Genomic DNA, 26,786 nt, shown 5'->3' with positions numbered 1-26,786 from the left:
AGAGGTACTTTGAAACATTGGATCCTGAGCACCCTGGCACTGGCGACCCTGGCGTCCGGGCTGGCCCTGGGGGACGGCACCGCCGCACATGCGGCCGCACCCACGCCGGTGGCCGTTGCCACCTCGTCGCTGACCCTGGAGCAACTGTTCCGGGCCGAGTCCTACCGGGGCGAGGCCGCCAAGGAGGCTCGGTTCAGCAGTGACGGCCGCTATCTGGCGTATCTGTGGAACCCGTTCGGAGAACCGGGCGCCGATCTGTACGTGCATGACACCCAGACCGGCAAGACGGTGCGGGTGAGCTCGCCCACGCTCATGGCCAGCGTCGAAACCCCGGAAAACCTGGACCGATTCGCCCTCAAGCTGCAGCAAAAGCGGGACGAGCTGGCGGAGCGCCAGGCGAAGGAAGAAGCCCAGGCTGCCTATCTGCGTGGCGAGACCGTCGATCTGGATCAATGGGAGCGCAAGGCGCTGGAAGCGCTGAAGGTGGAATTGGCCCAGCGCAAGGCCCGTGACGACGCCCGCAAGGCCGCCGAGAAGGCGGCCTGGGGCGAGACGCCGGCCGCCGCTTCCGCACCTGCGTCCGGGGCGTCCGGGGCCGCGGCCTCGGCGGAAGCCCGCAAGCCCGCCAAGGACCCGAAGGACATGGAGCTCTGGGAGCTCCGTGACGAGCTGAAGAAAAAGCAGGCCAAGGACAAACTCAAGCCCGAGGATCTTTATCCCGGCGTTTCGCAGTTCGTCTGGGCCAGCAAGGCCGATGAACTGGTCTTCAGCTATCGCGGTCAATTGCTGCGCTGGAAGGCCGGCAGCGATCGCGCCCAGCTGCTGCTGGCGACCGGCCGCGCGCTCAAGCCGGTGGCCTACACCCCCGATGACCGCGCCCTGATCGTTCAGGATGAGACCCGGGTGCTGCGGGTGCAGCTGGCCAATGCCGGCGTTGAGGTGATCAACCGCGAGCTCTTCAATCCCGACGACGAGGACCGCAAGTTCAAGATTGCCCAGACCACCCTGAGCGAGAACGGCCGCTGGATGGCGCTGGTGGCTGAGGCCCCGCTGACCACGGCGGACGGCAAGCCGGCGCCCAAGCCGGGTCGCCAGGTGGAAATCATGAGCTACAGCGAGCGCTTCGCCACCGCGAAGAAGGTGGATCGCGAAGTCTCGGATGACAAGCGCGGCCTGCCCGCCATGGCCATCTACATCCGCCCGGTGCCGGCCGCCGGTGAGGTGCCTGCCCGCCAGCCGGAACCGGTGTTCACCCATCCGGGCGGCGATGTGTGGTTTGAAATCTCGCCCGTGGTGTGGTCGCGCGATGGCGCCAATTACGCGTTCGCGACCTTTGAGCGTGAGAAGAGCCTGTACCGCGTCTACCTGGGTCAGCCCGGCAACAAGCCGGTGGTGGCACTGGAGCGCCGTGCCCCCATCCACCACGAACTGGTCAACGTGATGACCCCGCAGTTCACGCCCGATGGACGCGACCTGGTGGTGCTGCTGGCCGACAAGGGCTGGCGCCAGCCCTATGCCCTCAGCCTGCAGGGGACGGACCGGACCGTGCGTCCGCTGGTGAGCGGTGACTTCGAGGCCTACCAGGTGCTCGGCTTCACGCCTGACGCCAAGACCATGTTCGTGGTGGCCAACAAGGACGACTACGCCGCCATGAACCTTTGGCGCGTGGACCTCAAGGACGGCCGCATGACCGCCCTGGGCCAGGCCCCGCAATACCACCGCAACGCCACCGTGGCGCGCAACGGCGAGTGGCTGGCCGCCGTCGCCGGCGACTGGGCGCATTTGCCCGAGCTCAAGCTGATCAAGGGCCAGCCCGCTGCCGCAGGTGCAGAGCCCGGTCGTGTGCTGACCAGCAGCCACGATCCGGCCTGGGCCCAGGTGAACGTCATGCAGCCGGAGCGCGTCAGCTTCAAGAACCGCCAGGGCGACAGCATCCCCGCCTACGTGTTCAAGCCGCAGGGCTGGCAGCGCAGTGACCAGCGCGCCGGCATCGTGTACGTCTATGGCGGCCCGCTGAATGACCGCCATCTGGTGGAAACCGACAGCTTCCAGAACACCGGCTATCTGTTTGCGATGTACATGGCCGCCAAGTACGGCTATGTCACGGTGACGGTGGACCCGCGTGGCCATTCCAACTACGGCGAGCGCTTCGCGGATGCCAACTGGCAACAGCCGGGTCAGCCGCAGGCGGAAGACCTGGAAGACCTCGTGGCCTACATGAAGACCAACCTGGGCGTGGATGGCACCCGTGTCGGCCTGAACGGCTGGAGCTTCGGTGGGTTCCAGACCCAGTACACGATGTACACGAAGCCTGACCTGTTCGCGGCCGGCATTGCTGGTGCCGGGCCGACGGAATGGGAGAACTACAACTCGTGGTACAGCGGCCGCACCATCGGCAAGGTGGACCGGACCAAGCCCGTGTTGCGCAAGTACTCGCTGCTGCCGCTGGCCCGCCAGCTCAAGCGGCCGCTGCTGCTGGTGCACGGCATGCAAGACCCCAACGTGCTTTATCAGGACACGGTGAATGTCTATCGCGCCCTGCTGGAGTCCGGCAAGGAAGGCCTGGTGGAACTGTTCCTGGATCCGGACGGTGTCCACGCCCTGGGTGGCGCCGTGAAGCCGGTGGGACAGCATCGCAAGTACGAGGCGTTCTGGCTGCAGCATCTGGGCGCCGCCCAGCGCTGATCGCTGCATCGTTGTCATCCGTCGGCCGGTATCGGCCGGCGGGACACGACTCAAACTTGTGGTCCGCTAACGCGTTTCACGCAGCGTGTCTACACACATCCGCCAGGCCTGAGGCCTGGCGTTCTGCCCATGAGCTTTGGCTTTGATCTTCTTCAAGAAGTGTGGGCCGAACTCCATGGATCATGAGCCATTCCAGCTTCGATGGCCTGAACCGGAGTTCCCTCATGACGCACACCTTTCCCTTCACCTCGCACCCATCCTCCCCCTCGTCCGCTCACCCGTCTCCCCACCCGTCCGCTCCCTCGTTCGACACCGCAGACTCGCCCCGGTCGTCGCAAGACAGCGCCAACAGCCAGTGCTTCAGCGGTGACTCCCAAGCCTCCGTCGGTGCGCTGCTGGACAGCCGTCCGCTGCGCGACATGAACGAGGTCGAGTTTGAAGGCTTTCTCTATTGGTCCCGCATGTACCCCAGCCGCAGTCGCTTCATGCCGGGCAATGCGGAATGGCTCGCGCCACGACGGGACATCACTGTCCGTGTGGCGTTGGAAACCTTGCGTGAGCGCATGCAGCAGGCCGCTGCATCGGTTGAGCTGGTGGCCCGCCTGGAGCGGGACCATGTCGACGAAAACCCATTGCCAGACGATGACGAGGCGCTGGTCGTCTCCGCCGCCGTGCGGGACAACCTGCGCGAAGCGATGGGCATGTTGGGGGTGATCGAACGGGCGCTGGAGCGCGGCACGCCCACCGACATGCCGCCTTTCACGCCGGACAACCCGTCCGGTTACGAAGTGCGGGAGCCCGCCGCCTTCTACACCAGTGTGGCCATGGCGGCCTGAAACCTCAGTCCGCTGCCTGGCGCAGCGTCCAGAGCGTCAGCACGCCTTCCGGCACTTCGCGGCTCAGGGCATCGCGCCAGTGCAGGTCGGCGAGCTTTTCCTCGTCCTCGGCAGAGAGCTGGGCCTCGTCACCACCCAGCAGGGCGATGGGGGCCAACGCAGCGGCCGTCTTGGTGTGCTCGAACAACGGGCCCCAGGCTTCGCCGTCCTGATCCACACCGATCATGAAGCCGGTGCACCAGTCTTCAGCATCCACCAGTTGCTGTTCACCTTCTTCAGCGATGCTGAAGATGGGTTCCCATTCCGCCTGCTTGGAGGTCCACTGCACCGACAGGCTGTGCACGTGGCGCAGCAACAGCAGCGAGATGCGCTTGCGTTGCTTGCCGCTGGTGAACGGGTCGCCCCCGCCCCACACGGGCGCCATCCAGTCGGCACCGGCCTTGTCGCTGAGCGACACCGGGCTGAGCTGCAGGGCGCTCAGGTAACCGTCCAGCGCCTCGATGTTCATCGCGGCGTCGGTCGGCAGTTCGGACAACCAATCGTCGAGGTCTTGCAGCTCGTCGTCGGTGAGGGGCAGGTAATCGGCCTTGTCAGGCTGGTACTGCGGGAGTTCCATGGTGTTCCGGATCTTTCAGCAATCAAAGGGGCCCTGCCAACGGCGGCAGGGCGGGCGTCTGGGGTCTGGTCTGGGGTCTGGTCTGGCTGGGGGCCATCTGAGGGTCGCGCCGGGGCCTCCGCACGATGTCAGCGCCGGCTTTTCGCCTTGCGGCTGTCGAACTCGGCCAGCTGTGTCTTGAGCAACGCCATCAGCACACGGGCATTGGCTTCGGTCATGGTGATCAGGCTGGACGGCTCAATGCCCTCCACCGGCTGGCGGGCCGTCACCAAGGCATCCACCTTGAAACTCATGGTCCCGTGGGTGGATGAATTGGAAGCGGCCTTGAACTTCTGAATCTCGATCTGATGCGTCTTCATGCCGTGATTCTCCGCGATGCCGCCGCTCCAGGGTGCACCTTACCAGTCCTGGCGGCGGGTCGCGGCGGCCGAGCGCCCTTAGCCGCCACGGCGTCGCCTCAACGTCGGCGCAGGCGTTGCACGGCGCTGACACCTGCCAGCACCAGTGCGCCGGCCACCAGGCCCACCACCACGTCGCCCACCAGTTGCAGCACGGTCTGCACCAGGCTGGGCGCACCCAACCCCTGCACCAGGTGTTCAATGCCATGGTGCAACGCTGGCCAGCCATGGGTCAGGATGCCGCCACCCACCAGGAACATGGCAGCAGTGCCCAGCACCGACAGGGCTTTCATGAGCCAGGGCGCCAAGGACACCAGGCCGCGGCCCAGGGCCTGTTGCCAGGCGGCCGCGCGGCGGGTGAGCCACAGGCCGGCATCATCCAGCTTCACAATGCCGGCAACGAGGCCATAGACGCCAATCGTCATCACCACGGCCACGCTGGACAGCACCAGGAGCCGGGCGGTGAAGCTGGCGTCCGCCACGGTACCCAGCGTGATGGCGATGATCTCGGCCGAGAGGATGAAGTCGGTCCGGATGGCGCCCTTGACCTTGCTTTTCTCCAGGGCGGCGATGTCGGCACCGGGCGCTGCCAGCGCGGCTTCCATCGCCTCGCTCTCGGCATCCGGCTCGTCGCCATGCAGCCAGCGGTGGGCCAGCTTCTCGACCCCCTCAAAACACAGATACGCGCCGCCCACCATCAGCAGCGGCGTGACAGCCCAGGGCGCCCAGGCGCTAATGGCCAGGGCTGCCGGCACCAGGATGGCCTTGTTGACCATGGAGCCCTTGAAGACACCCCACACCACCGGCAATTCCCGGTCTGCCCGCACCCCCGTCACCTGCTGCGCATTCAGGGCCAGATCGTCCCCCAGCACGCCGCTGGTCTTTTTGGCGGCCACCTTGGAGAGCAGGGCCACATCGTCCAGGACTGTGGTGATGTCGTCGAGCAGGGCTAGCAGGCTGGAGGCCATGGTGGTGGTAAACGGCGGTAGGCCGTCGGAGGGTTGCAGTTTGTGAAGACGCGTTTGTACCGCATGCGCCCATCGGTATTCCCGATGCGGCCTGGCGCCGTGCACGGCCTTGTTGGCAATGGCACACTTGCAGCATGAAACGACGCACCACCACCCTTCTGATGGCAGCCGCCCTGGCCCTGGCGGCAATGCCCGCGGCCTACGCGGCCGAGGCTTCGCCGGCCGGCCCATACAACGAGCAGTCGGATGCCCGGGCGGACATCAACCAGGCCATCGCCAAGGCGGCCTCGGAGGGCAAGCAGGTGCTGGTGGTGTACGGCGCCAACTGGTGCAAGGACTGCCTGGCGCTGGACCGTGGTTTTGGCCAGGGTTCGTTGTCGCACGAAGTGGGCAAGCGATTTGTCACCGTGAAGGTCAATGTCGGTCGTTTCGACCGTAATGTCGATGTGGCCAACCAGATGGGTGTCACCCTGAAGAAGGGCATCCCGACAGTTGCCGTCCTGAGCCCCGAGGGTCAGGTCTTGGGCGCGACACTGGGTGGTGAACTGGCCGACGCCCGCAACATGGGTGAGGACGCCGTCCTCCAGGTGCTGGCCAAGCTCGGCAAGAGCTGAGCCCCACCGGCGGCGAGCCCGGCCAGGTTGAAGCCTGACCCCGGCCAGCCGAAGACATGAGTGCCACGTCTTGCGGCATTCGACGCCCCCCCTGCTTGACGGTGGGGGCGTCTTGTTTTTTGGGGTTGGCTCGCCTAATTTGGGGCATGGCCAGGCCGCTTCGCATCGAGTTCCCAGGTGCCGTCTATCACGTCGCAACACGTGGTGATGCGGCCGTGTTCGCGGACGATGAAGATCGCAGCCTGCTGCTGGAACTACTGGATCAGGCGGTTCAGCGCTTCGATGCGCAAGTGCTTGCTTACGGTGAAGGCGAGAACCACTATGAATTGCTGATCTTCACCCGTCAGGCCAACCTCTCGCGCCTGATGCGCCATCTCAACGGCGTCTATACCCAGGCCTACAACCGCCGCCATGGCCGCACCGGGCATGTTTTCCAGGGCCGCTTCAAGGCCGTCCTGGTGGACCGGGAGCATCTGCTGCTGGATGCTTGTCGGTATGTCGAACTGGTGGGCGTCCGGACCGGCCTGGTCGGCGATGCGGCGGACTGGCCGTGGAGCAGCTTCCTTGCTCATGCCGGCATGGCGTCTTCGCCCGACTGGCTGGAGGTGGAAGGCTTGTGGGGCCACGTGCTGGGCAAACAGCCCCAGAACGCTGCCGATCGCCGCAAGGCCGGCCAGCGTTATTACGGCATGGTGGAGTCCGAGCCGGAACTCGACATCTGGGGCCAACTGCGCCACCAGATCTTTCTCGGCGACGCTGCGTTTGTGCAGCGCACTGTGCGGCTCAGTGAGCGGGTGCCTCGTGCGCCTCGTCCGCGAGGGCTGCGGGAATGGCTTCGCAACAGTGGCAGCCGGGAGGAGGCGCTGTACCGTGCCCATACCGAAGGCGGGCAATCCATGACAGCCCTGGCGCGTGAGCTGGGCTTATCCGTTTCCAGGGTGAGCCGGCTGATTGCGGGCCACGAGCGCGGCCATCGGGAGATGGGGCGCAGCCACTGAACCGTGGCCGGGGTTCAATCACCGCCTAGGAGTCGCCGCGCTCAGTGCAGCGCGCGTGCAGGCGCGGCAGGGCAGGCTGCCACCGATTGATCGACCTCGGCTGCCTCGTTCCAGGCGGCGGTGGTCAGTTCGCGCGCGGCGCTGAGCTGGTGGCAGAGTTCCGCCACACCCAGGCCGTCGGCTTCACCTTCGGGCAGCGGCAGGGCACTGATCTCGGCAGGCAAGTCCGCCAGAGCACCCAGCAGCTGGAACAGCAGATCCAGGTCGGGACCGCCTTGGCCGCCGTCATCGGTCGGGGCTTGCTGGCGCGCCAGACCCAGGCTGCGGCACAAGTAGAAGCAGGCCTGGGCCGCGTCATCACACATGGCGTGCGACAAGGCCAGTTGTTCCAGCGCTTCACTCCGGGCGGCCTGGGCCTCCGGGGTGTCGGCATCCAGAGACTTCACGAGCCCGTCCAAGGCCGCAGAAGACGGTGCAACGACGTCGTCGTCCCGCAGAGGCGGCAGTTGGGTGGTTTCAGCAGTACGGATCGCCATGGAACTTCCAGTGGATCTACAACAGGGCGAATGCTAGGAAACCTTCGCCCCAGGCGCCTCCCACAGGTCGGGGGGCTGGCCGCTTGGCGGCGGGCGGTTTGATGAACATGTCACATAGAGATGCCACAGAGACATTCCACAAGGCATGCCACAAACCGCCACAACGCAAAGCCAGCTTAAGGGCATTGTGGACCCCTCACTTCTTTTTGACAGGCCTAACCCATTCGGATATCACGGTTTGTCGGCCTCGCGCCACGGCGAGTTGGCCCGGGGCCACGTCCTTGGTGATGGTGGACCCGCCGCCGATGGTGGCGCCGTCCCCCAAGGTGACGGGCGCAACCAGCACGCAATTCGAGCCCACGTGCACATCCGCGCCGATGGTGGTGCGGTGCTTGTTGGCGCCGTCATAGTTTGCGGTAATCGAACCCGCGCCGTAATTGACGCGCTCTCCAACTGTGGCGTCGCCCAGGTAGGCCAGGTGGTTGGCCTTGGCACCCCGCGCCAGCGTGGCGTTCTTCACCTCGACGAAGTTACCGATGTGCACCTCGGCACCCAGTTGGGCGCCGGGCCGCAGGCGGGCAAACGGGCCGATGAGGGCGCCTTCACCCACACTCACGCCAGCGGCCTCGCCATCGATATGGGTGAATTCATGGATGCGGGCACCGGCGGCAATGGTTGCGTTGCGGATGACGCAGTTGGCGCCGATGCGTACGCCGTCACCCAGACTGACCTTGCCTTCGAACACGCAGTTGACGTCGATGTCCACATCCCGGCCGCATTGCAGTTCACCACGCAGGTCAAAACGCGCCGGATCAGCCAGGCGGACCCCGGCGTCCATCAGGGCTTCGGCCTGCTGGCGCTGGAACCGCCGCTCCAGGTGGGCGAGTTGCGAGGGGCTATTGACACCCAGGACCTCGGTTTCGTCGGTGGTCTTCACCGCCACGACCGGCACGCCTTCCGCCACCGCCATGGCGACGATGTCAGTCAGGTAGTACTCGCCTTGTGCGTTCTGATTGCTGAGCTGACCGACCCAGCGTTTGAGCGCCTCCGTGGGGGCGGCCATGATGCCGGTGTAGCACTCGCGGATCTGCCGCTGTTCGGGGGTGGCGTCCTTGTGTTCCACGATGGCCTTGACCGCCTCGCCGTCCCGCACGATGCGGCCGTAGCCCGTCGGGTCCGCATATTCGATGGTCAGCAGGACCAGCCGGGCGCCGTGACTGGCTTCCACCAGCGCCTGGGTGGTGGGGGTGCTGATCAGTGGGGTGTCACCGCTCAGGATGAGGGTGCTGCCGCCGTCTTCCAGGGCCGGTACGGTCTGCTGGATGGCGTGGCCGGTGCCGAGTTGCGGCTCCTGGCGCACGAAGCGGATGCCTGCGCCGGCCACGGCGGCTTCGACCTGGTCCGCCCCATGGCCGGTGATGACGATGCGTGCCTGCGCCTGCAGCGCAGCCGTGCGCGACAGCACGTGCTGCAGCAGCGAGCGGCCCGCCAGCTTGTGCAGCACCTTGGGCAGCGACGACTTCATGCGGGTGCCCTTGCCCGCGGCCATGACAACAATGTTCAGCGGCATAAAAAAATCGCGGCTTCCAGTGGAAAACCGCGATTATCGTTGCGCCGACCCGCTGCCGGCGTGCGGCTTCAGGGGGCGTCGAAGGGCGCCCGCCCTGGCCTTACGGGGTCGGTGCCGGCGGCAACTGCACGGTTACCGAATGGGGTTCGGGCCGGGTCTGCGGGAAGTCCGCAAATGAGGCCTCGTACAGCGCCGCCAGCAGCCGCTGGTCGCCTTCGGTCAGGCCGTCATTGCTGGCGCGGGCCTCATAGAGCGGCTCGTTGGTCTTGCGGTCGCGCAGCAGCAGCGCCACTTCGCGGTCGTAACGCCGCTCCGCCATGGGGTCCATCGGGTAGGAGAAGCCCCAGCGGTTGTAATACGGACGCCAGGCCGGGCCGTAGCGCCACTGGAAGTAGTTGCCGTTCCAGCGCCACCACAGCGGGTCGTCCCAAGGGGCCGCGGCGGTCCGGGTGATGCGGGCCCCGATGGAGACCAGCACGTCCGCCGCCTTGGGATCCGGCGCGGCGGTGAAGCCGGCTTTTTCCAGGGCGCCGCGGGCGGCGTCTTCCAGCCGCGCCTGCGACTCCGCATGCTGCTGCTGGGAGGGCATGCGCTCGAAGGCATAGGTGCCGGGTTGGCGGCCAGCGGGCCAGCTGCCGAAGGACTGTACTTCCGCAGAGACGCTGTTGAGTGCGGCGCAGCCGGACAGGGCCGCCAGCAGCGTGGCCGCGCCCAGGCTGGCCAGGGCCAGGCGACGATTGAGGTTGAACATACGGGGCCTCCTGTGGGGGTCGATGCCGTGTCGATGTCATACAGGCCAGCCTGCACCTGACCGTGCAGCACCGACCTTCCATGACAACGATTGTGACCGTGTCAGGTTGACCCCGTGTGTGAGGGCCGCGTAATGATGTGGTTTCGCTCCGGTTTCGGCTGCGCCACCACACTCAGCGGTCACTCCTGATCGTCCTCGCGCACCAGCCGGATCACTGACCCGGACTCGCCGGCACCGGTGCCGCAGTGTTCTTCCTCGTCGAAGGCGATGTCACCGTCCTTCACCGGGGCGCCGGTGGCCTTCATGGTCTCGAACGGGAACAACGAGCGGTCCATCATGTGCGAGGTCACGATGTTGCCCATGGCGGTGAACATGTTGTCCACGCGGCCCGGGAAGCGCCGATCCCAATCCTGCAGCATGGCCTTGACGGTGGCGCGTTGCAGGTTGGGCTGGCTGCCGCAGAGATTGCACGGGATGATGGGGAACTCGCGGTGCTCGGCCCAGCGCTGCAGGTCGGATTCACGCACATAGGCCAGTGGGCGGATCACCACGTTCTTGCCGTCGTCGCTCACCAGCTTGGGCGGCATGCCCTTCATGCGGCTGCCGAAGAACATGTTGAGCATCAGCGTGGTGACGATGTCGTCACGGTGGTGCCCCAGCGCGATCTTGGTGGCGCCCAGCTCGCCGGCCACGCGGTAGAGGATGCCCCGGCGCAGACGCGAGCACAGGCTGCAGGTGGTCTTGCCCTCGGGCACCAGGCGCTTGACGATGGAGTAGGTGTCCTGCTCCTCGATGTGGAATTCCACGCCCCGTGTGCGCAGATAAGCCGGCAGCACATCGGCGGGGAAGCCGGGCTGTTTCTGGTCCAGGTTCACCGCGACGATGTCGAACTTGATCGGCGCGCGTTCCTTCATGTTGATCAGGATGTCCAGCAGCGAGTAGCTGTCCTTGCCGCCCGACAGGCAGACCATCACCTTGTCGCCGTCCTCGATCATGTTGAAGTCGCCGATGGCCTGGCCCACCTGGCGATGCAGGCGCTTGGACAGCTTGTTCATCTCAAACGCGTGCTTCTTCGCGGCGGCATCGGCGGCGCCTGGCTCGACGCTGTCGACGGCGGTGGCGGTGTTGACGGTTTCAATCATGGTCGGTCCTGAAATTCTGGGGGTCACCACTGCCCGCATTCGGCACTGATGGCGACCTGGCAGTCGGGGAAGATTTCGAGTTTGGTCACCTTGATGCGCACACCCACCACGCCGGGCAGCTTCATCAGGCGTGTGCAGAGCTTGCCCAGCAAGGCTTCCAGCAAGTCGGTGTGCTCGGCGGTGCACTCGTCGATGATGATGAGGCGAACGCGCCGGTAGTCCAGCACATGGCCGATGTCCGCATCGCGCGAGACGATGGTCTGGGCGCCCAGGTTGACCTCGGCATCCACCTGGATGGGTTGAGGCCCCTCGCGTTCGAAGTCGAGGACCCCGAGGTTGGCTCCGAAACGCAAACCGGTGATGTGGATCACCTGCCGGTTGTTGCGGCGCAGGGCCAGGGGGGGCTGGGCCTCGCGCAGAGGCCGCAGGAAAGCCTCCACCTGCTTGGCCGCCACCACGCCGTCACCCAGGGCGGTTTGCACGCAGGGGTGCTGGCGCCCGCTGGCGTCACCCGCCACGAACAGGCCAAGCACCCCGAAACGAGGCTCGTCGCGGAAGGGCTGGGAGGGCGCCGTGACGCCAGCGCGTTGCAGCGCATCGGACACCAGCAACCAGGCGGACGGCTCGGGTTCATAACCCAGCAGCACAGCCACATGGTCGAAGGCCTCATCGCCATAAGCTTTTGAGCTCACCTGCACACCGTCCGCCTGCGGCGTCACCGCCGTGGGAAGGGCCTGCGCCGGGCGGCGACGGATGCCGGGCCGGGCGTCCAGCTGCTGCAGCAGATGCGTCTGGGCGCGCCAGTCGGAGCGGGACCAGATGGTCACGTCATGGCCGCGAGCCTGCAAGAACAGGGCGTTTTCGATGGCGTTGTCACCGCCGCCCAGCAGCAGCAGGCGGCCTGGCGGCAGGTTGTCGCGGCTGGCGGTCAGCTCGATGGCGTCCATCACCCGGCCGTGGCGGGGGCCAGCGGGATACAGCGGCGCGGGGTGACGTGGCGTGAAGCCGGTGGCCAGGACCAGCGCGCGCGCGCGCAAGGGCTGGCGTTCGGGGAGGTCCGCACCAGTGGCGGCGAGCGTTTCGCCATCCAGATGGATCTGCCAGCCCAGTTCCGGCTGCCAGTCCAGGTGACGAGTGCTGCGGTGCACCAACACATGCGCGCCCGGCAGGGCCCGGACGTGGCTGGCGTAGCGGTCGCCCACCGCGGCCAGACTTTCGCCGGGCTGGCCGAGCAGCCAGTCCTGGTCGTAGGTGAGCGCCTGCAAACTTCCGCAAAGGCGCGGACCGCGCTCGATCACCGCCACGCTCAGGCCCAACTGGGCCAGCCAACTGGCCGCACTGCAGCCGGCCGGGCCGCCGCCAATGATGGCGGCATCCAGGATGGCGGGCAGGGGGGCCTGCGGGAGGTCCGGCTTGGAGCCGGGGAGGGCGTCGGCGTCGATCATGGCGCTGCTGCGCAGAGCGCCGGAAGGCACTCACAGGCAGGAAAGGGATAAGGGCCCACGGGCAGCGCGCCAGGAAGGCCCGCCGCCAGTTGGAAAACCCGTGATTATCCGGGAATGACCACGAATGCCACCCATCCAGGGCATCAATCCCTTCGCGCGGCGTTTTTCGTCACGGCCTCAAGCCTTCATCGAGCCTTCATCAAGCGCTTCAGCCCTCAAGCCCCGAAGCTTCAGCCCTCAAGCCCTGAAACGCTTCCACAGCCGCCATCCCAGCAGCACCGCCAGGATGGCGCCATACACTGCCGGTTCCGCGAAGTTGTTCTTGCCGGCGCGCATCCAGATGAAGTGCATCAAGCCCACCACGGCAATCACATACACCAGCCGGTGCAGCCACTGCCAACGCTTCGCCCCCAGGGCCTTGATGGCCCGGTTGAAGGAGGTCAAGGCCAGCGGCAGCAGCAGCAGCCACGCCACAAAGCCCATCAGGATGAACGGGCGCTTGGCAATGTCACGCAGGATCTCGGGCAGGTCCAGCTGCATGTCCAGCAGGGCGTAGGCCACCAGGTGCAAGCTGGCATAAAAGAAGGTGAACAACCCCAGCATGCGGCGAAACCGTGCCAGCGCCGGCACGCCCGCCCATTGCCGCACAGGCGTCACGGCCAGGGTGATCCACAACAGGCGCAGCGTCCAGTCGCCCAGCCCGCGAATCACCGCCTCCGCAGGGTTGGCGCCCAACTGATAGGTCACCACACCGAACACGTACCAGGCCAGGGGCAGCAGGCACAACACAAAGAGCAGCACCTTGGCGGCCGGATGCAGCAACGGGTGCCGACGGCGCGCGGCGGCTGGCTGGCCGCGATGGGCGGCAGCGGGAGACGGGGGCGGGGCCTTCGGGGAAGAGGAGCCCGTTGCGGAGGAGGTGACCATCGTGCAAGGTGCGTGTTGGCGCGTTCAAGCTGCGTTCAGAAGAACTTCTTCAGATCCATGCCGGCGTACAGCTGGCCCACCTGGGGCTCATAGCCGTTGAACGTCAGCGTGGCGCGTTTCTTGGCAAAGAAGCCGCCTTCCTCACCAATGCGGCGTTCGGTGGCCTGGCTCCAGCGCGGGTGATCCACTTTGGGGTTCACATTGGAGAAGAAGCCGTATTCCTGCTGGGCCGCCTTGGTCCAGCTGCTCACCGGCTGCTGCTCCGTGAAGCGGATACGCACGATGGACTTGGCCGACTTGAACCCGTACTTCCAGGGCACCACCAGCCGCAGCGGCGCGCCGTTCTGGTTGGGCAGCACTTCGCCGTACAGGCCGAAGGCCAGCAGGGTGAGTGGGTGCATGGCCTCGTCCAGGCGCAGGCCCTCCACATAGGGCCAATCCAGCACGCCAGAACGCACGCCCGGCATCTGGGCCTTGTCCGCCAGCGTGGTGAATTCGACGTACTTGGCACGGCTGTTGGGCTCGGCCTTCTTCAGCAACTCAGCCAGGGAGTAGCCCTCCCAGGGGATCACCATGGACCAGCCCTCCACGCAGCGAAGCCGGTAGATGCGCTCTTCCATCGGGGCCAGCTTGAGCAGGTCTTCGATGCCGTAGCGGCCGGGCTTGGCGCATTCGCCTTCGATGGCGACGGTCCAGGGCCGCGGCTTGAGCGTGTGGGCGTTTCGGGCCGGGTCGCTCTTGTCGGTGCCGAATTCGTAGTAGTTGTTGTAGGAGGTGACGTCCTCATAGCGCGTCAGCTTCTCCACCGCCAGGGCGCCGGGCACCGCACTGCGTGCACCTGGCAACTTGGCCAGCTTGCCGGGGCCGGCAGTCTGGGCCTGTGCTTCAAGGCCCAGGCCCGTGCCCAGCCCTGCCAAGCCCAGGGCACTGGCGGCCTTGAGCCACTCACGGCGGTTTTCGTAATCGGCGCGGGGGGTGATTTCGGAGGACGGAACGCGCAGTCCGTCTCGCTGACGCAGGAAATGCATGGCCAACCTTTGGGGCTCACCCGAAATGGGCGGACGACCCGGACCTTACGCCATCACCTGAGCATTTGCATGAGGCAACGCTTAAAGCGCCGCTGCCTCGTTAGGGAGAGGCAGTGGGACCGATTGTGCGATATCCGGGCACACGCAGTCAGTGCAGCCAGGCCGCTTTGGGTTCAGCGCGCAACACTGTTGGTTGTCAAAGCGTCCCGTAGGAGTGCAGGCCGGAGAGGAACATGTTGACGCCGAGGAAGGCGAAGGTCGTCACCAGCAGGCCGATCAGGGCCCACCAGGAAGACACCACCCCCCGCAACCCCTTCATCAGGCGCATGTGCAGCCAGGCGGCGTAGTTCAGCCAGACGATCAGGGCCCAGGTTTCCTTCGGGTCCCAGCTCCAGTAGCCGCCCCAGGCCTCCGCCGCCCAGAAGGCGCCGAGGATGGTGGCCACGGTGAAGAAGGCAAAGCCCAGCGCGATGGACTTGTACATCAGGTCGTCCAGCGTCTCCAGGGCCGGCAGCCGGGCCGTGAGCGGCGCGCGCAGGGCCACACTCAGGGCCAGGAAGACGGCCAGGCCGGCCATCTTGCCCGCCCAGCCGTCCAGGCCGGCGGTTGTTTCGGGCGTCAGGGTGGCACCGAAGCGGAAGCCCAGCAGGATCACCACCAGGCCGACCGGCACGCCGATCAGGCCAATGACCAGGCTGCGCGGCGGTGCCGTCTTGAGCAAGGTGGCCAGGGCCACCATGGCCGCCAGCGAGAAGCTGCCATAGCCGATGAAGTTGGCGGGCACGTGGATCTTCATCCACCAGCTCTGCAGGGCCGGCACCAGCGGCTGGATCTCATGCGCCTCGCGCGCCACGGTGTACCAGAGCAGGAAGCTCACCGCCGCGCTCACCACCAGCATCACGTAGGCGCCGAGCGCCCGGGTGCGGAAGCGTTGCTCATAGTAGAGATACATGAGCGTCGTCAGCCAGGTGAACAGGACAAACACCTCATAGAGGTTGCTGACCGGGATGTGGCCAATGTCCGGGCCGATCTGGTGGCTCTCGAACCAGCGCACCATGGTGCCGATCAGCGCCATGCCCACCGCGCCCCAGGCGAGCCGGGTGCCGATGGCCTCGGCGGCACTGTGGGCACCTTCACGCTTGAAGAAACCCAGCCAGTAGAACAAGGTGCTCATGTAGACCAGCACGCTCATCCACAAGATGGCGCTCTGGCTGGAGAGCATGTACTTGAGGAAGAACACCTTGTCGGCGGCGGCCAGGTCGGCGCCGAAGCTGTCCGTCTGGCGCAGGTAGAGCTGAATGGCCAGCAGGCTGGCCGCACCCACCACCACACACAGCAGCCGCAGGGGCCGCCAAAACCAGCCCAGCGCGATCAGCGCCGGTGTGGCGCAGATGAGAATGCCTTTTTCATAGACATCCATCGACCCCTGGTAGCGCGTGAACGCAAAACCGGCGCCCAGCAGCACCAGGGCGGCGAAGATCCAGTCGACCATGTCTCGGCCGTTGTACCAGCCGCGTTTGCCGATCAGCAGCGAGCGTGGGGCGGCCGCGAGGGTGGATTCCAGCGTGGACGGATCGGTGGGCATCCGGCTTTCCACGGCGGTGGTGGTGGTGTTCATGTTCAGGCCTCCTCATGCAGCAGGTGCCGCTTGAGCGCTTCAAATTCCGTGGGCAGGTCTTGGGTGTCGCGATTGCTGGACATGGCCATGCGCACGCGTGTCTGTTCCGATCGGCCGGGTGCTGTCTCCAGCCAGATCCAGAGCCGGCGTTCCCGGATGTAGAGCATGGCAAACACGCCGATGATGAGCAAGATTGCGCCGGCATAGACCAGGGTGCGCCCAGGGGACCGTGTCACCTGGAAGACACTGGCCTGGATCTGCTTGAAATCGTCCAGCTGCAGCACCATGGGGGCGGGGTAGAACATGGAGTCCGACAGCGACAGCACCGCCTGCGTCATGAAGGTCTGGGTCTTGGGGCTGGGTTCGGGTGCCGGCAGGCCCAGCTGTTGCTGGGCCTGCTTGTGCAGTTCAAACAGGCTGCCGTTGAGGATGCGCAGCAGCACTTCGGAGACGCGGCTGCGATCAGCCTGCGGGACTTCCCGTTCGATGAAGTCCGACAGCGCCGGCAGGCCACCCACGGCGGCGCCCTGTGCGGGTGCGTCCGTGTGCAGGCCGGCGGCACCGGCAAACAGGGTCAGCACCCGCAGGCTGGTGGACTCGAGTTGCTCCCGCATCTTCGGGTTGTCGTTGGGGGAGGCGGCTTCCGCGTAATGGCGGGCGGCGCGGTTGCGCTGGGCCGGGTCCGCCAGCGCGCGGCGCAGGGCCAGCCAGCCGTCCATGCTGTCCTGGGCATCGGCGGGGACACGCAGGTAGCGGAAGTTGTCGCCCGTGGCTTCGCGCACGCCCAACAGGAACACCCGCTGACCCTCGAGTTCCAGCGGCAACATGTAGTTGTTGAACTCTCGCGCCTGGCCGCTGGCGTCGCGCAGCTTGTAGCTGAACGACGGGCCCACATTGTGCAGGTTCTTTTTGCCGGAGGTGTTGGCGCCGGAGCCCAGGTGCTGCTGCAGGCTGTCCACCAGGTCCACGCGGCGGACGTCGGTGCCACCCGCCGTGTCACTGGCGCCCGGCGCGCCGGCCGTAGCACCGCCGAGGTTCTCGACGTTGATCACGCGCAGGTCCGAGAACTCCAGCGTGGTCTTGCTGCTGTCCGCGCCGGTCATGGTGGTGGAGCCGCCCACCTTGGCGGCGAGAACCACGTCCTCGCGCGTCGAGAGACCCCGCATGCGCAGCTTCAGCTCGGAACCACCGTCCTCGAAACTGCTCTGGTACAGCGCCATGCCCCGATAGGTGTAGGGCTCGTTGACCTTGACCGTGGCTTCCTTGGTGGTGCCGGTTTCACGGTCATGAATGACGATGTCGCTGGCAAACAGCTTGGGCATGCCGGTGGAGTAGTACTCCACCTTGAATTTCTTCAGCTCCACGTCGAAGGGCAGCTCCTGCAACATCACGCCGGAAGGCATGTTGAGCAAGGCTGCGCCGCTGCGGCTGCCCTCGGGCACATACAGATTGGCCCGGAAGTTGGGGTTGCCCGGGCCCAGGCGGTTTTCCGCCGTCATCTTGTTGAAGTCGCTGCCCTGGTAGACGGTCTTGCCCTGGAACCACATCATCAGACGCAGGAACTGATTGCCGTCCAGCGAGCTGCCCAGGATGATCAGCACGATGGCCGAATGGGTGGCCAGGTAGCCCAGCTTGTGAACGGCCCCCTTCTTGGCGCCGATCATCACCCCAGCGGTACGGACCTGCGCCCGCGCGCGCCAGCCATGGGCGGTGAGCCAGGCATTGATCTGCTGAAGCGCCGCCTCCGGGTTGAGGTGCAGGTGGCCGATCGCCTTGTGCGGGAAGGCCTGCAGCGACTGCTCGCGCACCGTCTCCCGATAGGTCTTGAGGTCACGCAGGATCTTGGGGGTGTGGCGGGTGATGCACAGCGTGGTGGAAATCACCAGGAAGGTGAGCATCAACACGAACCACCAGGAGCTGTAGATCGTGTAGAGGTTGAGCCGGCCAAACAGCTCGGACCAGAACGGCCCGAACTGATTGACGTAGTTGTTCATCGGCTCGTTCTGGCGGACCACGGTGCCGGTGATGGCTGCAATGCAGATCACCACCAGCAGCGAGATGGCAAAACGCATCGACGCCAGCAGCTCCATGGTGCTGGCCAGCATGGCGCGGCCGGCCGCCGATGGCGGGGCCAGGCGGGTGTCCGCAAGGGCCTCGGAGCTGGCAGCAGGGCGGGCGGGGGACTTCTCGGTCATGGGGGGCATTGTCGCGGGCATCCGTGACGTCTGCCGGCGGCCCATGTAACAAGCCGGTGCGAGCACCGGCTGAATGACAGGCACCGGTGCGAAAACCGGTGCGCCTGGGTCAACCCGTGCGCTGGGCGGCACGGGCCTGGACGCAGCCGGGCGGCGGCCTGGCGCCCCCGGGCTGGCGCCGGGGCGTCAGCGCAGGCCGGCAATGTAGTCGGCCACGGCCTTGATTTCCCGGTCGCTCAACTTGGCGGCGATGGTGGCCATCGGCGCGTTGTTGGGGCGGGTGCCGGCGCGGAAGGAGGTCAGTTGCAGCTCGGTGTAGTCACTGTGCTGGCCGCCCAGGCGTGGGTACTGGGCCGGGATGCCGGCACCGTTGGGGCTGTGACAGCCCGCGCAGGCCGGAACCTGTTTGTCCGCGATGCCGCCGCGATAGATCTTCTCGCCCAGCGAGACCAGCGTCTTGTCTTTGGCGAACCCGGCCTTGGCCTGCTTGCCGGCGTAGAAGGCCGCGACGTTGCGGATGTCGTCATCGGACAAGGTGGCGGCCATGCCGGCCATGATCGGATTGGGCCGCTTGCCAGATTTGAACTCGTGCAGTTGTTTGCTCAGGTAATCCGCATGCTGGCCTTGCAGGATGGGATTGGCGGGCGTGCCCCGCGTGCCATCGGCCGTGTGGCAAGCGGCACAGACCTGGGTGGAGATGGCTTGACCTTTGGTGAGATCGGGCTTGGCCGCAGGGGTGGTTTCCGCAGCCAGCGCAGCGCCGGACAACAGGACCAGACTCGATAACAAGATAGAGGCTGTCTTCATGAATGTTGTAGGTTGGATGAGCGCAACCGAGAAATCTTACAATGGCGCCTCTTTGACACCCGAAGCGCGATGACCGATTCCAACAAGAAACCCGCTTCGGCGACCCCAGGGAAACCCGCAGGGCGCACAGCGCCCGCGAAATCCACCCCGGCCGCCCAGGTCGAGGCACAGCGGTCGCCCTCGGGTGCGACCACGGCGGGCGCCTCCAGCGCCACGCCCGGTGCCCCCGCCACGCCTGGCACCAAGGGGGGCAAGGCTGCAGGCAACAGCGCCGGCAAATCCGTGGGCAAGTCCGCGGGCAAATCCGCAGCTAAAGCGGGTGGCAAGTCGGCAGCGAAGTCCGGCAAGTCTGGCAAGGCCGGCAAGGCCGCGAAGCCCGTCAAACCCAAGCGCAACGCTCCGGGTAGTCAGCCGGTGGTGGTGGCGCCTGTCGAGGTCTCACCCGCCAAGCGTGCCATGGCGTGGACGCATACGGCCCGCTTCCTGACCACGGCCAGCCAATTGCACCACCTGCCGCAGAACGGCGTGCTGCCGGGCGCGGAACAGGAAGCCGCTGACGAAGACCTGGGCGACGAATACGACGACGACCAGGATCCCCGTCAGGACGGCGTGGAGGCGGGTGAGGACGAGGGCCAGGGTTTGCCGGCCCGCACGCTGCCGGAGATTGCCTTTGTGGGCCGCTCCAATGCGGGCAAGTCCACCGCCATCAATACGCTGGCGCAGCAGAAGCGCCTGGCCTTTGCCTCCAAGACCCCGGGCCGCACGCAGCACATCAACCTGTTCCTGCTGGGCCCCAAGGACGAGCCCGACGCCCTGTTCGCCGACCTGCCCGGTTACGGTTACGCAGCGGTGGCGCGCGAAGCCAAGCTGCGCTGGCAGCGGGTGATGGCCGACTACCTCGGCCAGCGCGAAAGCCTCTCCGGCGTGGTGCTGATGGTGGACTCCCGCCTCGGCCTGACCGACCTGGACCGCCAACTGCTGGAGTTTGTCTCTGACCGCGTCACTGCGGGCGAGGTCAGCCTGTTGGTGCTGCTGACCAAGGCTGACAAGCTCAACCGCAAGGAAGGCGCCGCCGTGCTGGCGAAGGTGGAGAAGGAGCTGGCGGTGCTGGCCACGCACGACTCCGACATTGCCATCACCCTGTTCTCCGCACTCAACAAGCAGGGCCTGGACGATGTGGCCGAGCAGATCTACGACTGGGCCCATCGCGAGCCCCGGGTGCTGAGCGACGAAGACGGTGATGACGTGGCCGAGGACGACGGCGACGACGAGGTCTCCTCCGAAGACTGACCCCGCGCCTCGGCCCCAGAAACCGCCTCCCCTGAGCCGGTTTTTTTATGCTCAGGGCCGGCCGATGAACACGTACAGCGCGGTGCCGCCCTTGGGCGAATATCCCAGCCCCACATACAGGGGACCCAGGCCGGTGTCCGACCCCAGGAAGACGCTGCTCGCGTAGCGCAGGTCCTTGGGGTTGATGTCGCGGCGGCTGGTCCAGGTGTTGCCGGCTTCCAGCGTGCCACCCACAAAGAACCCGCGCGACAGGAACGGCGAGTCGTTGAGCCGCCGGTAGTAGGTGGCCCGGGTGAACAGCAGCGCGTTGCCGCTGAGCTGGTTGGGTTGGTAACCCGACAGCTGATGGAAGCCGCCCAGCGTGTAGCCGCCCAGCCCGGAGTCATCCGGCTGCTGCACCGCCACGCCGCGCATGTAGAAGGCCAAGGTGTGGCCGCCAAAGCTGCGGGCCAGCGTGCCATCGGCGCTCACGCGGACGAAGCGGCCGCTGTTCAGGTTCTTGTTGTCCTGGTGGCCGGCCTCGGCTTCGGCGGTGAAGCGGTAACCGTGCTGCGGGAAATTGGCGTAGTCCAGCTGGTCCACCACAGTCTTGAGCCGCAGGCCGGTCTCGTGGCTGGTCCAGCGCAGCTTGCCGCTCTCGGGCGTTACCACGGTGATCAGGTCCGGGCGGGCGAAGCGGATCTCGCTGACCACACCCAGCCGCACCTCGCCCCAGCGGCCCCAGGGCTGGCCCAGGTCCAGGCCGACACTGCCATCGCGCCGCACCAGGCGGGCCTGGCCCAGGCTGGCGTTGTCCGGATCGTTGTCGTCATAGACGATCTGCTTGCGCTGATTGGCCTCGGCCCAGCCGGAGACAAACCAGTCGTCCGCCACACCCAGCTTCAGGCCCAGCGGATGGTAGAGCTCGGTATAGAGGCGGGGTGTCTCGCCGATGGTGAGCTGGTTGCGCCATTCGGTGCCTTTGTCGGTCAGCCAGTGGCGGTTGTGGCTGAGGCGCAGGTTGAAGAAGCTGTCCCCGCTGGAGTCGGTGGAGAGATCCATGCCGACACGGAAGTAGTTCGGCCCCCAGGGCTTGTCTTCCATGTTGAAGACCAGCGTCTCGCCCTCGGCGCGCTGCTCGACGTGATAGTCCACCCGCTCGTAGTCGCCGCTGGAGGAGAGGAAGCGCATATCCCGTTCCGCCGTGTCGTTGTCGAAGGGCACACCGGCCTTGGATTCGAGCTGGCTGCGGAAGCGTTCCGGGTTGGTCAGGTCGCTGCCTTCCATCTTGATCGCGGCCAGCAGCGGTGCGGGAGGCTTCAAGCCCATGCGGGCCATTTGCCACTGGGCGTAGAGGTCGGGATCCACCGCGTAGGCGCGCAACTGCGGCAGCATGGCTTCGGCAGCTTCTTCCCCGAGGCGGATGAATTCGGGCGCCTTGTCGAAATCGGCGGAGGTGAGCTTGCCCAGGCGGGGTGTGATCAGCAGGTCCTCACCGGCGGCCATCGAGGCCAGCGAGCGCTGCACGTTCTGCTCGGTCAGGATGGTGATCATCTGCGAGGTCAGGCCCAGCAGCGAGTTCAGGGACGCGCGACCAGCCACCGGCGTGCCGACGTTGATGGCGATCAGGCGCTGCGCGCCCATCTCGCGGGCCACGTCCACCGGCAGGTTGTTGACCAGCCCACCGTCCCCCAGGATGCGGTCTTCCCATTCCACCGGCGCGAACACGCCGGGCACGCTCATGCTGGAGCGCAGCGCCAGGGCCAGATCCCCTTGGGACAGCACGCGTTCGGCGCCGTTTTCCATGTCGGTGGACACGGCGCGAAACGGTGTGGGCAGGCGGTCAAAGTCCCGCACGTCCCGCACCGGCAGGGTCAGGCGGCGCAGCAGCGCCTCCAGGCCTCGGCTGGAGAGCGTGCCGGTGGGCACACGCACCTCGCCGTCGCGCAGACCGAATTCGATGGTGGCCGAGAACTCGAAGTCCTCCTCCTTGCGGCGCTGGGAGAGATCCTGCCGGTCCACGCGGCTGGCAAACAGACGGTCCCAGGCGATGCGCTTGAGCTCCCGGTCCAGGTCCTGGGCAGACATGCCGCTGGCATACAGGCCGCCGATGATGGCGCCCATCGAGGTGCCGGTGATCACGTCCACCGGGATGTGCTCGCGCTCCAGCACCTTCAGCACACCCACGTGGGCCAGGCCGCGTGCGCCGCCGCCGGAGAGCACCAGGCCCAGGCGAGGGCGGGGGGTGATGTTGGGGGGGGGACTGGTCGGGGTGAACGCGCTGGTGGGAGATTCAACCGGATCGGCACCAGCGGGTGCCGCATACAGCCAGGCCACCATCACCAGGGCGCCGACCCGCAGGAGCGGGAGGCGGGGCAGCAAGGACATCGGGCTCAGCGCTGTTGTTCCAGGTCTTGCATCAGGGTGCCGATGGCACGTTGCAGCAACGGTTCGGGTTCCAGGAGCGTGATCAAGCCGTTGACCACCAGTTGTTCCAGCGCGCCACGGGTGAGGGAATGCCGGTCATCCGGCAACTGGCTGATGAACAGGAAGAGCTGGCGGCTCTCGCTGATCCAGGTGATCTGGGCGGTCACCCACTCGCTCTGCACGAACAGGTGGTACCAGTTGCCGATCTCCATGCCGTTGATCCAATCCTGCAGGGCCACGCGCGCGTCTGGCGAGCGCTCCTCGGCGAACAGGCCAATGGGCACGGTGGGCAACTGGCCGCGGTCCACACGCTCGTGCGCCCAGCGCGACGGCAGTTGGGATTCGCGTTCGGCCAGCAATTGCTGCAGCACTTCTTCCGGCGTCAGGGCCGGGCGGCGGCCGGCGCCTTCCACGGTGGCGGTCTCGTCGGCCGGCAGGCCGCGCAGCACACGGCCGTGCTGGCGCATCAGCTCGTTCATGAAGGCCTGGCGTTGCAGCGGGGGCAGGGCGATGCTGTCCATGCCGCGCTCCAGGGCCTGGACCATCACCGGCAGGCGCCCGCGCAGAACCTGCCGCGCAGGCTCGTCCGCATGCGGCTGCACGCTGTGCAGCAGGCCGTCCACCAGATCCACATAGGTCACGGCCTGTTCGGATTCACGCCCGAACTGCACCATGGCCTGGGCGATCACTTCCACCCATGGGCCCAACAGGAAGCGGCGCATCAGCTTGCCTGCGCCAGCGTCGTCCAACTGGTGCTGCAACTGCTCGCGCAGCACACGCTGCCAGTCCTGCCGCTGCTGTTCCCGGTCCATGCGTTCCAGCGCCACCGCACTGCGCTGGCCGCGTTGTTCGGCCTGCTCGCGGATGTGCTGTTCCACCTGGGCCAAGGCTTGCTGGAACTGGCTGGCGGCGGGTTGTTCGGCGGCAATCAGGGGCTGGATCGCCTGGTCCACCACCTGCAGGAATTCCTTCAGGCCGGCGTCATCCGCAGCGTTGAAACCGGCGCCGTGGGCGGCGATGCGGTTCAGCAGGAGCCAGGTGGGGTGGTCCTGGCGCTTGAGCAGCGTGATGTCGTTGCGGGAGAGCCGGACGATGGCCACCTGCAGCCGGCCCATCAACACCTTCAACTGCGGTTGCAGGCTGGTGTCTGCCAGGATCTGGTCGTACAGGCGGGAGAGCAGGTCGCCGCCCTTGGCGCTACCGGGAGAGCCGGGGCCGAGGCGCGGGCTGGCGGCGGTGCTCATACCCTTGGCCAGTGTGTCCAGCCCGGCTGGCCGCGTGATGGCGTCCAGCAGCAGGGCCACTTCGTCCAGTGTCGTGTTGGGGGCCTGTGGCAGGTTGAGCGCCTTGAACTGGCGCATGCGCAAGTCGGATTCCTGCACCGCTGCGCCGTGGCTCTGCAGCATGCCGCTGAGCTGGGCCTGCCGCAGCTCGCGGCACAGCAGCGTGTACAGCGGCTGCAGGTGGCGCGCCAGCGGCACCGAGGCGATGCGCATGAGCTTGTAACGGCCGTCGGCGTCCAGGTCCACACCCTCGATCGCGCGGGCCAGGGCATGGGCGAAGACAGCGGCACGCAAGGGGTTGTCGCTCTTCAGCGGACGGGCAATGCCACGCAGCGCACCGAAGAAATTGCCCAACTGATGCAGCTCGGCGCGGGTGGTTTCCTCGACGGCGTTGATCACGTGGGCGATGGCTACGTCTTTCAACGCCTGGTTTTCATCCACCAGGCTGAGGTCGCTGCGCAGTTGGCGGTCCCGAGCGAGCGGGTCCTTGCCTTCGGCGGCCATGTGCAGCAGACGGGAGAGCGAGGCCTCGAAGTCTGCCGAGAAATGCGCCCGCCGCTTGGCCCACCCAGCCATGAGCTGGTGGTGCTCCAGGCGGCTCTTGAGTTCGTCCTGGATGCCGCCGTAGACGGCGTGTGCCAGGGACGGAACGTGGGCCAGGGTCTCGACGACCAGGGATTGCAGCGAGGGCGCTTGAACCATCTTGAAAACGTAAGTGCCCCGCCATTATGGAGCCTCCCCCAAACGGGAGGCGACCCCCAGGCGAAGCGGGAGCATCAACCCGAAGGTGGCCACGGTGGTGCGGTTGCAACAACCTGCAACAGCCGGGGCCGCGTGCCTGGGGGAGACCGGCGTGACGACACAAGAAAAAAAGGGTCGCCGGAGCGACCCTTTTTGAGCGAGAGCAGGGGCGAGCCCCTGCCCAGGCGGGACATTACATGTCCATGCCCATGCCGCCCATGCCACCAGGCATGGAAGGAGCAGCGCCTTCGTCCTTCGGCGATTCGGCGACCATGCACTCGGTCGTCAGCATCAGCGAAGCCACGGAAGCGGCGTTTTGCAGGGCGGTGCGGGTGACCTTGGTGGGATCCAGGATGCCCATTTCGATCATGTCGCCGTAGGTGTCGTTCGCGGCGTTGAAGCCGTGATTGCCCTTGCCGGCCAGCACGTTGTTGATCACCACCGACGGTTCGCCACCGGCGTTGGCCACGATTTCGCGCAGCGGGGCTTCGATGGCCTTCAGGACCAGCTTGATGCCGGCGTCCTGGTCGGCGTTGTCGCCCTTGATCTCACCAGCGGACAGGCGTGCACGCAGCAGGGCCACGCCACCACCAGCCACGATGCCTTCTTCAACGGCAGCGCGGGTGGCGTGCAGCGCGTCTTCCACGCGAGCCTTCTTTTCCTTCATTTCGACTTCGGTGGCAGCGCCAACCTTGATCACGGCAACACCGCCGGCCAGCTTGGCCACGCGCTCTTGCAGCTTTTCACGGTCGTAGTCGCTGGTGGCTTCTTCGATTTGCACGCGGATTTGCTTCACGCGCGCTTCGATGTCGCCGGCAGCGCCGTTGCCGTCGATGATGGTGGTGTTTTCCTTGCCCACTTCAACGCGCTTGGCTTGGCCGAGGTCAGCCAGCGTGACCTTTTCCAGGGTCAGGCCCACTTCTTCAGCGATGACCTTGCCGCCGGTCAGGATGGCGATGTCTTCCAGCATGGCCTTGCGGCGGTCGCCGAAGCCAGGCGCCTTGACGGCCACGACCTTCAGGATGCCACGGATGGTGTTGACCACCAGGGTGGCCAGTGCTTCGCCATCAACTTCTTCGGCAATGATCAGCAGCGGACGGCCGGCCTTGGCGACGGCTTCCAGCGTCGGCAGCAGGTCACGGATGTTGCTGATCTTCTTGTCGTACAGCAGGACAAACGGGTTGTCCAGCAGTGCGGCTTGCTTTTCCGGGTTGTTGATGAAGTAGGGCGACAGGTAGCCGCGGTCGAACTGCATGCCTTCGACGACGTCCAGTTCGCTGTCCAGCGACTTGCCGTCTTCGACGGTGATCACGCCTTCCTTGCCAACCTTGTCCATCGCTTCAGCGATGATGCGGCCGACTTCGGAATCGCTGTTGGCCGAGATGGTGCCGACCTGGGCGATTTCCTTGGAGGTGGTGGTGGCCTTGGAGGCGGCCTTCAGCTGGGCGACCAGGGCGGTAACCGCCTTGTCGATGCCGCGCTTCAGGTCCATCGGGTTCATGCCGGCGGCCACGTACTTCATGCCTTCGCGCACGATGGCCTGGGCCAGCACGGTGGCGGTGGTGGTGCCGTCACCGGCGTTGTCCGAGGTCTTGGAAGCGACTTCCTTGACCATCTGGGCGCCCATGTTCTGCAGCTTGTCCTTCAGCTCGATTTCCTTGGCGACCGACACACCGTCCTTGGTGACGGTGGGGGCGCCGAAGGAGCGCTCCAGCACCACGTTACGGCCCTTGGGGCCCAGCGTGACCTTGACCGCGTTGGCCAGGATGTTCACGCCTTCAACCATGCGAGCGCGGGCTTCGCCGCCGAAGACTACGTCTTTTGCTGCCATATCAAATTCTCCGAATTCAGTTTGAGAGTTCCGCTACGCCCATCGAATCGATAACGCTTGGTGATCGACGAAGAAAGCGTAGCGAGCGAGTCAGTGGCCAG

At 66.2% G+C, this 26,786-nt stretch carries 21 protein-coding genes and 1 pseudogene; 5 read left to right on the top strand and 17 right to left on the bottom strand.

Annotated features, from left to right (window positions below; all coding sequences use genetic code 11):
• The first annotated feature begins 9 nt into the window (after positions 1-9).
• Both BMY53_RS06530 and BMY53_RS06525 read left to right on the top strand, forming a co-directional pair.
• Positions 10-2,685, top strand: a complete 2,676-nt coding sequence (locus BMY53_RS06530; RefSeq protein ID WP_092944828.1) for a S9 family peptidase — start codon at positions 10-12, stop codon at positions 2,683-2,685.
• A gap of 224 nt (positions 2,686-2,909) precedes the next feature.
• Positions 2,910-3,521: a hypothetical protein gene (locus tag BMY53_RS06525; protein ID WP_143073961.1), complete on the top strand. Its 612-nt coding sequence runs from the start codon at positions 2,910-2,912 to the stop codon at positions 3,519-3,521.
• Between the two features lie 4 nt (positions 3,522-3,525).
• Here BMY53_RS06525 and BMY53_RS06520 read toward each other — a convergent pair whose 3' ends face one another.
• The 3 genes from BMY53_RS06520 to BMY53_RS06510 form a co-directional block, all read right to left on the bottom strand.
• On the bottom strand, positions 3,526-4,137 hold the full coding sequence (locus BMY53_RS06520) for a UPF0149 family protein (RefSeq protein ID WP_092944824.1): 612 nt from the start codon (positions 4,135-4,137) through the stop codon (positions 3,526-3,528).
• Between the two features lie 128 nt (positions 4,138-4,265).
• Complete coding sequence (locus BMY53_RS06515) at positions 4,266-4,496, bottom strand: hypothetical protein (RefSeq protein WP_092944822.1); 231 nt, start codon at positions 4,494-4,496, stop codon at positions 4,266-4,268.
• Between the two features lie 98 nt (positions 4,497-4,594).
• Complete coding sequence (locus tag BMY53_RS06510) at positions 4,595-5,503, bottom strand: DUF808 domain-containing protein (protein WP_092944820.1); 909 nt, start codon at positions 5,501-5,503, stop codon at positions 4,595-4,597.
• 134 nt (positions 5,504-5,637) lie between these two features.
• Here BMY53_RS06510 and BMY53_RS06505 point away from each other — a divergent pair, with 134 nt between their 5' ends.
• Both BMY53_RS06505 and BMY53_RS06500 read left to right on the top strand, forming a co-directional pair.
• Positions 5,638-6,117, top strand: coding sequence for a thioredoxin family protein (locus BMY53_RS06505; protein ID WP_255370057.1), 480 nt, complete (start codon positions 5,638-5,640; stop codon positions 6,115-6,117).
• Between the two features lie 146 nt (positions 6,118-6,263).
• Positions 6,264-7,115, top strand: a complete 852-nt coding sequence (locus BMY53_RS06500; RefSeq protein WP_092944816.1) for a transposase — start codon at positions 6,264-6,266, stop codon at positions 7,113-7,115.
• A gap of 41 nt (positions 7,116-7,156) precedes the next feature.
• On the opposite strand, the gene BMY53_RS06495 is transcribed toward BMY53_RS06500, so the two are convergent.
• From BMY53_RS06495 to BMY53_RS06450, 11 genes and pseudogenes are all read right to left on the bottom strand, one after another.
• Positions 7,157-7,651: a hypothetical protein gene (locus BMY53_RS06495; RefSeq protein WP_092944814.1), complete on the bottom strand. Its 495-nt coding sequence runs from the start codon at positions 7,649-7,651 to the stop codon at positions 7,157-7,159.
• 196 nt (positions 7,652-7,847) lie between these two features.
• Positions 7,848-9,221, bottom strand: coding sequence for a bifunctional UDP-N-acetylglucosamine diphosphorylase/glucosamine-1-phosphate N-acetyltransferase GlmU (gene glmU, locus BMY53_RS06490; protein WP_092944812.1), 1,374 nt, complete (start codon positions 9,219-9,221; stop codon positions 7,848-7,850).
• Between the two features lie 100 nt (positions 9,222-9,321).
• The gene (locus tag BMY53_RS06485; RefSeq protein WP_092944810.1) at positions 9,322-9,972 is read right to left on the bottom strand and encodes a DUF4136 domain-containing protein; all 651 of its coding nucleotides are present in this window, start codon (positions 9,970-9,972) and stop codon (positions 9,322-9,324) included.
• A 179-nt stretch (positions 9,973-10,151) separates the two neighbouring features.
• Positions 10,152-11,153, bottom strand: coding sequence for a tRNA 2-thiocytidine(32) synthetase TtcA (gene ttcA, locus BMY53_RS06480; protein WP_404947856.1), 1,002 nt, complete (start codon positions 11,151-11,153; stop codon positions 10,152-10,154).
• Complete coding sequence (locus BMY53_RS26300; RefSeq protein ID WP_255370077.1) at positions 11,138-11,506, bottom strand: dihydroneopterin aldolase; 369 nt, start codon at positions 11,504-11,506, stop codon at positions 11,138-11,140. The genes ttcA and BMY53_RS26300 overlap by 16 nt, the downstream gene beginning before the upstream one ends.
• Before the next feature lie 84 nt (positions 11,507-11,590).
• A pseudogene (locus tag BMY53_RS06475) lies at positions 11,591-12,559 on the bottom strand (FAD-dependent oxidoreductase); the annotation flags it as partial.
• A gap of 237 nt (positions 12,560-12,796) precedes the next feature.
• Positions 12,797-13,486 carry a protein-methionine-sulfoxide reductase heme-binding subunit MsrQ gene (locus BMY53_RS06470; protein ID WP_092944803.1) on the bottom strand — a complete coding sequence of 230 codons (690 nt, stop codon included), beginning with the start codon at positions 13,484-13,486 and terminating at the stop codon, positions 12,797-12,799.
• Between the two features lie 35 nt (positions 13,487-13,521).
• Positions 13,522-14,514, bottom strand: a complete 993-nt coding sequence (msrP, locus tag BMY53_RS06465; RefSeq protein WP_092944801.1) for a protein-methionine-sulfoxide reductase catalytic subunit MsrP — start codon at positions 14,512-14,514, stop codon at positions 13,522-13,524.
• 196 nt (positions 14,515-14,710) lie between these two features.
• Positions 14,711-16,132, bottom strand: a complete 1,422-nt coding sequence (gene ccsB / locus BMY53_RS06460; protein ID WP_092944799.1) for a c-type cytochrome biogenesis protein CcsB — start codon at positions 16,130-16,132, stop codon at positions 14,711-14,713.
• A 2-nt stretch (positions 16,133-16,134) separates the two neighbouring features.
• Positions 16,135-18,327 (bottom strand): cytochrome c biogenesis protein ResB, encoded by a 2,193-nt coding sequence (locus tag BMY53_RS06455; RefSeq protein WP_255370056.1) that lies wholly within the window; start codon positions 18,325-18,327, stop codon positions 16,135-16,137.
• A 186-nt stretch (positions 18,328-18,513) separates the two neighbouring features.
• Positions 18,514-19,134, bottom strand: coding sequence for a c-type cytochrome (locus tag BMY53_RS06450; RefSeq protein WP_092944797.1), 621 nt, complete (start codon positions 19,132-19,134; stop codon positions 18,514-18,516).
• Positions 19,135-19,590: 456 nt separating this feature from the next.
• Between BMY53_RS06450 and yihA the strand changes: the two genes are divergently transcribed.
• A complete protein-coding gene (gene yihA, locus BMY53_RS06445) occupies positions 19,591-20,424 on the top strand; it encodes a ribosome biogenesis GTP-binding protein YihA/YsxC (protein WP_092945153.1) in 834 nt (277 codons plus the stop codon).
• A 51-nt stretch (positions 20,425-20,475) separates the two neighbouring features.
• Here the strand turns inward: yihA and BMY53_RS06440 are convergent, their stop codons facing one another.
• From BMY53_RS06440 to groL, 3 genes are all read right to left on the bottom strand, one after another.
• Complete coding sequence (locus BMY53_RS06440) at positions 20,476-22,791, bottom strand: patatin-like phospholipase family protein (protein ID WP_092944795.1); 2,316 nt, start codon at positions 22,789-22,791, stop codon at positions 20,476-20,478.
• 5 nt (positions 22,792-22,796) lie between these two features.
• Positions 22,797-24,815 carry a DUF1631 family protein gene (locus BMY53_RS06435; protein ID WP_092944793.1) on the bottom strand — a complete coding sequence of 673 codons (2,019 nt, stop codon included), beginning with the start codon at positions 24,813-24,815 and terminating at the stop codon, positions 22,797-22,799.
• Between the two features lie 232 nt (positions 24,816-25,047).
• Complete coding sequence (groL, locus tag BMY53_RS06430) at positions 25,048-26,685, bottom strand: chaperonin GroEL (protein ID WP_092944791.1); 1,638 nt, start codon at positions 26,683-26,685, stop codon at positions 25,048-25,050.
• Between the last annotated feature and the right edge of the window lie 101 nt (positions 26,686-26,786).

This window comes from Roseateles sp. YR242 (assembly GCF_900109745.1).
Classification (GTDB): domain Bacteria; phylum Pseudomonadota; class Gammaproteobacteria; order Burkholderiales; family Burkholderiaceae_C; genus Roseateles.
The sequence above is the reverse complement of the archived record's forward strand: the minus strand, read 5'-3'. Positions and strand labels throughout refer to the sequence as shown.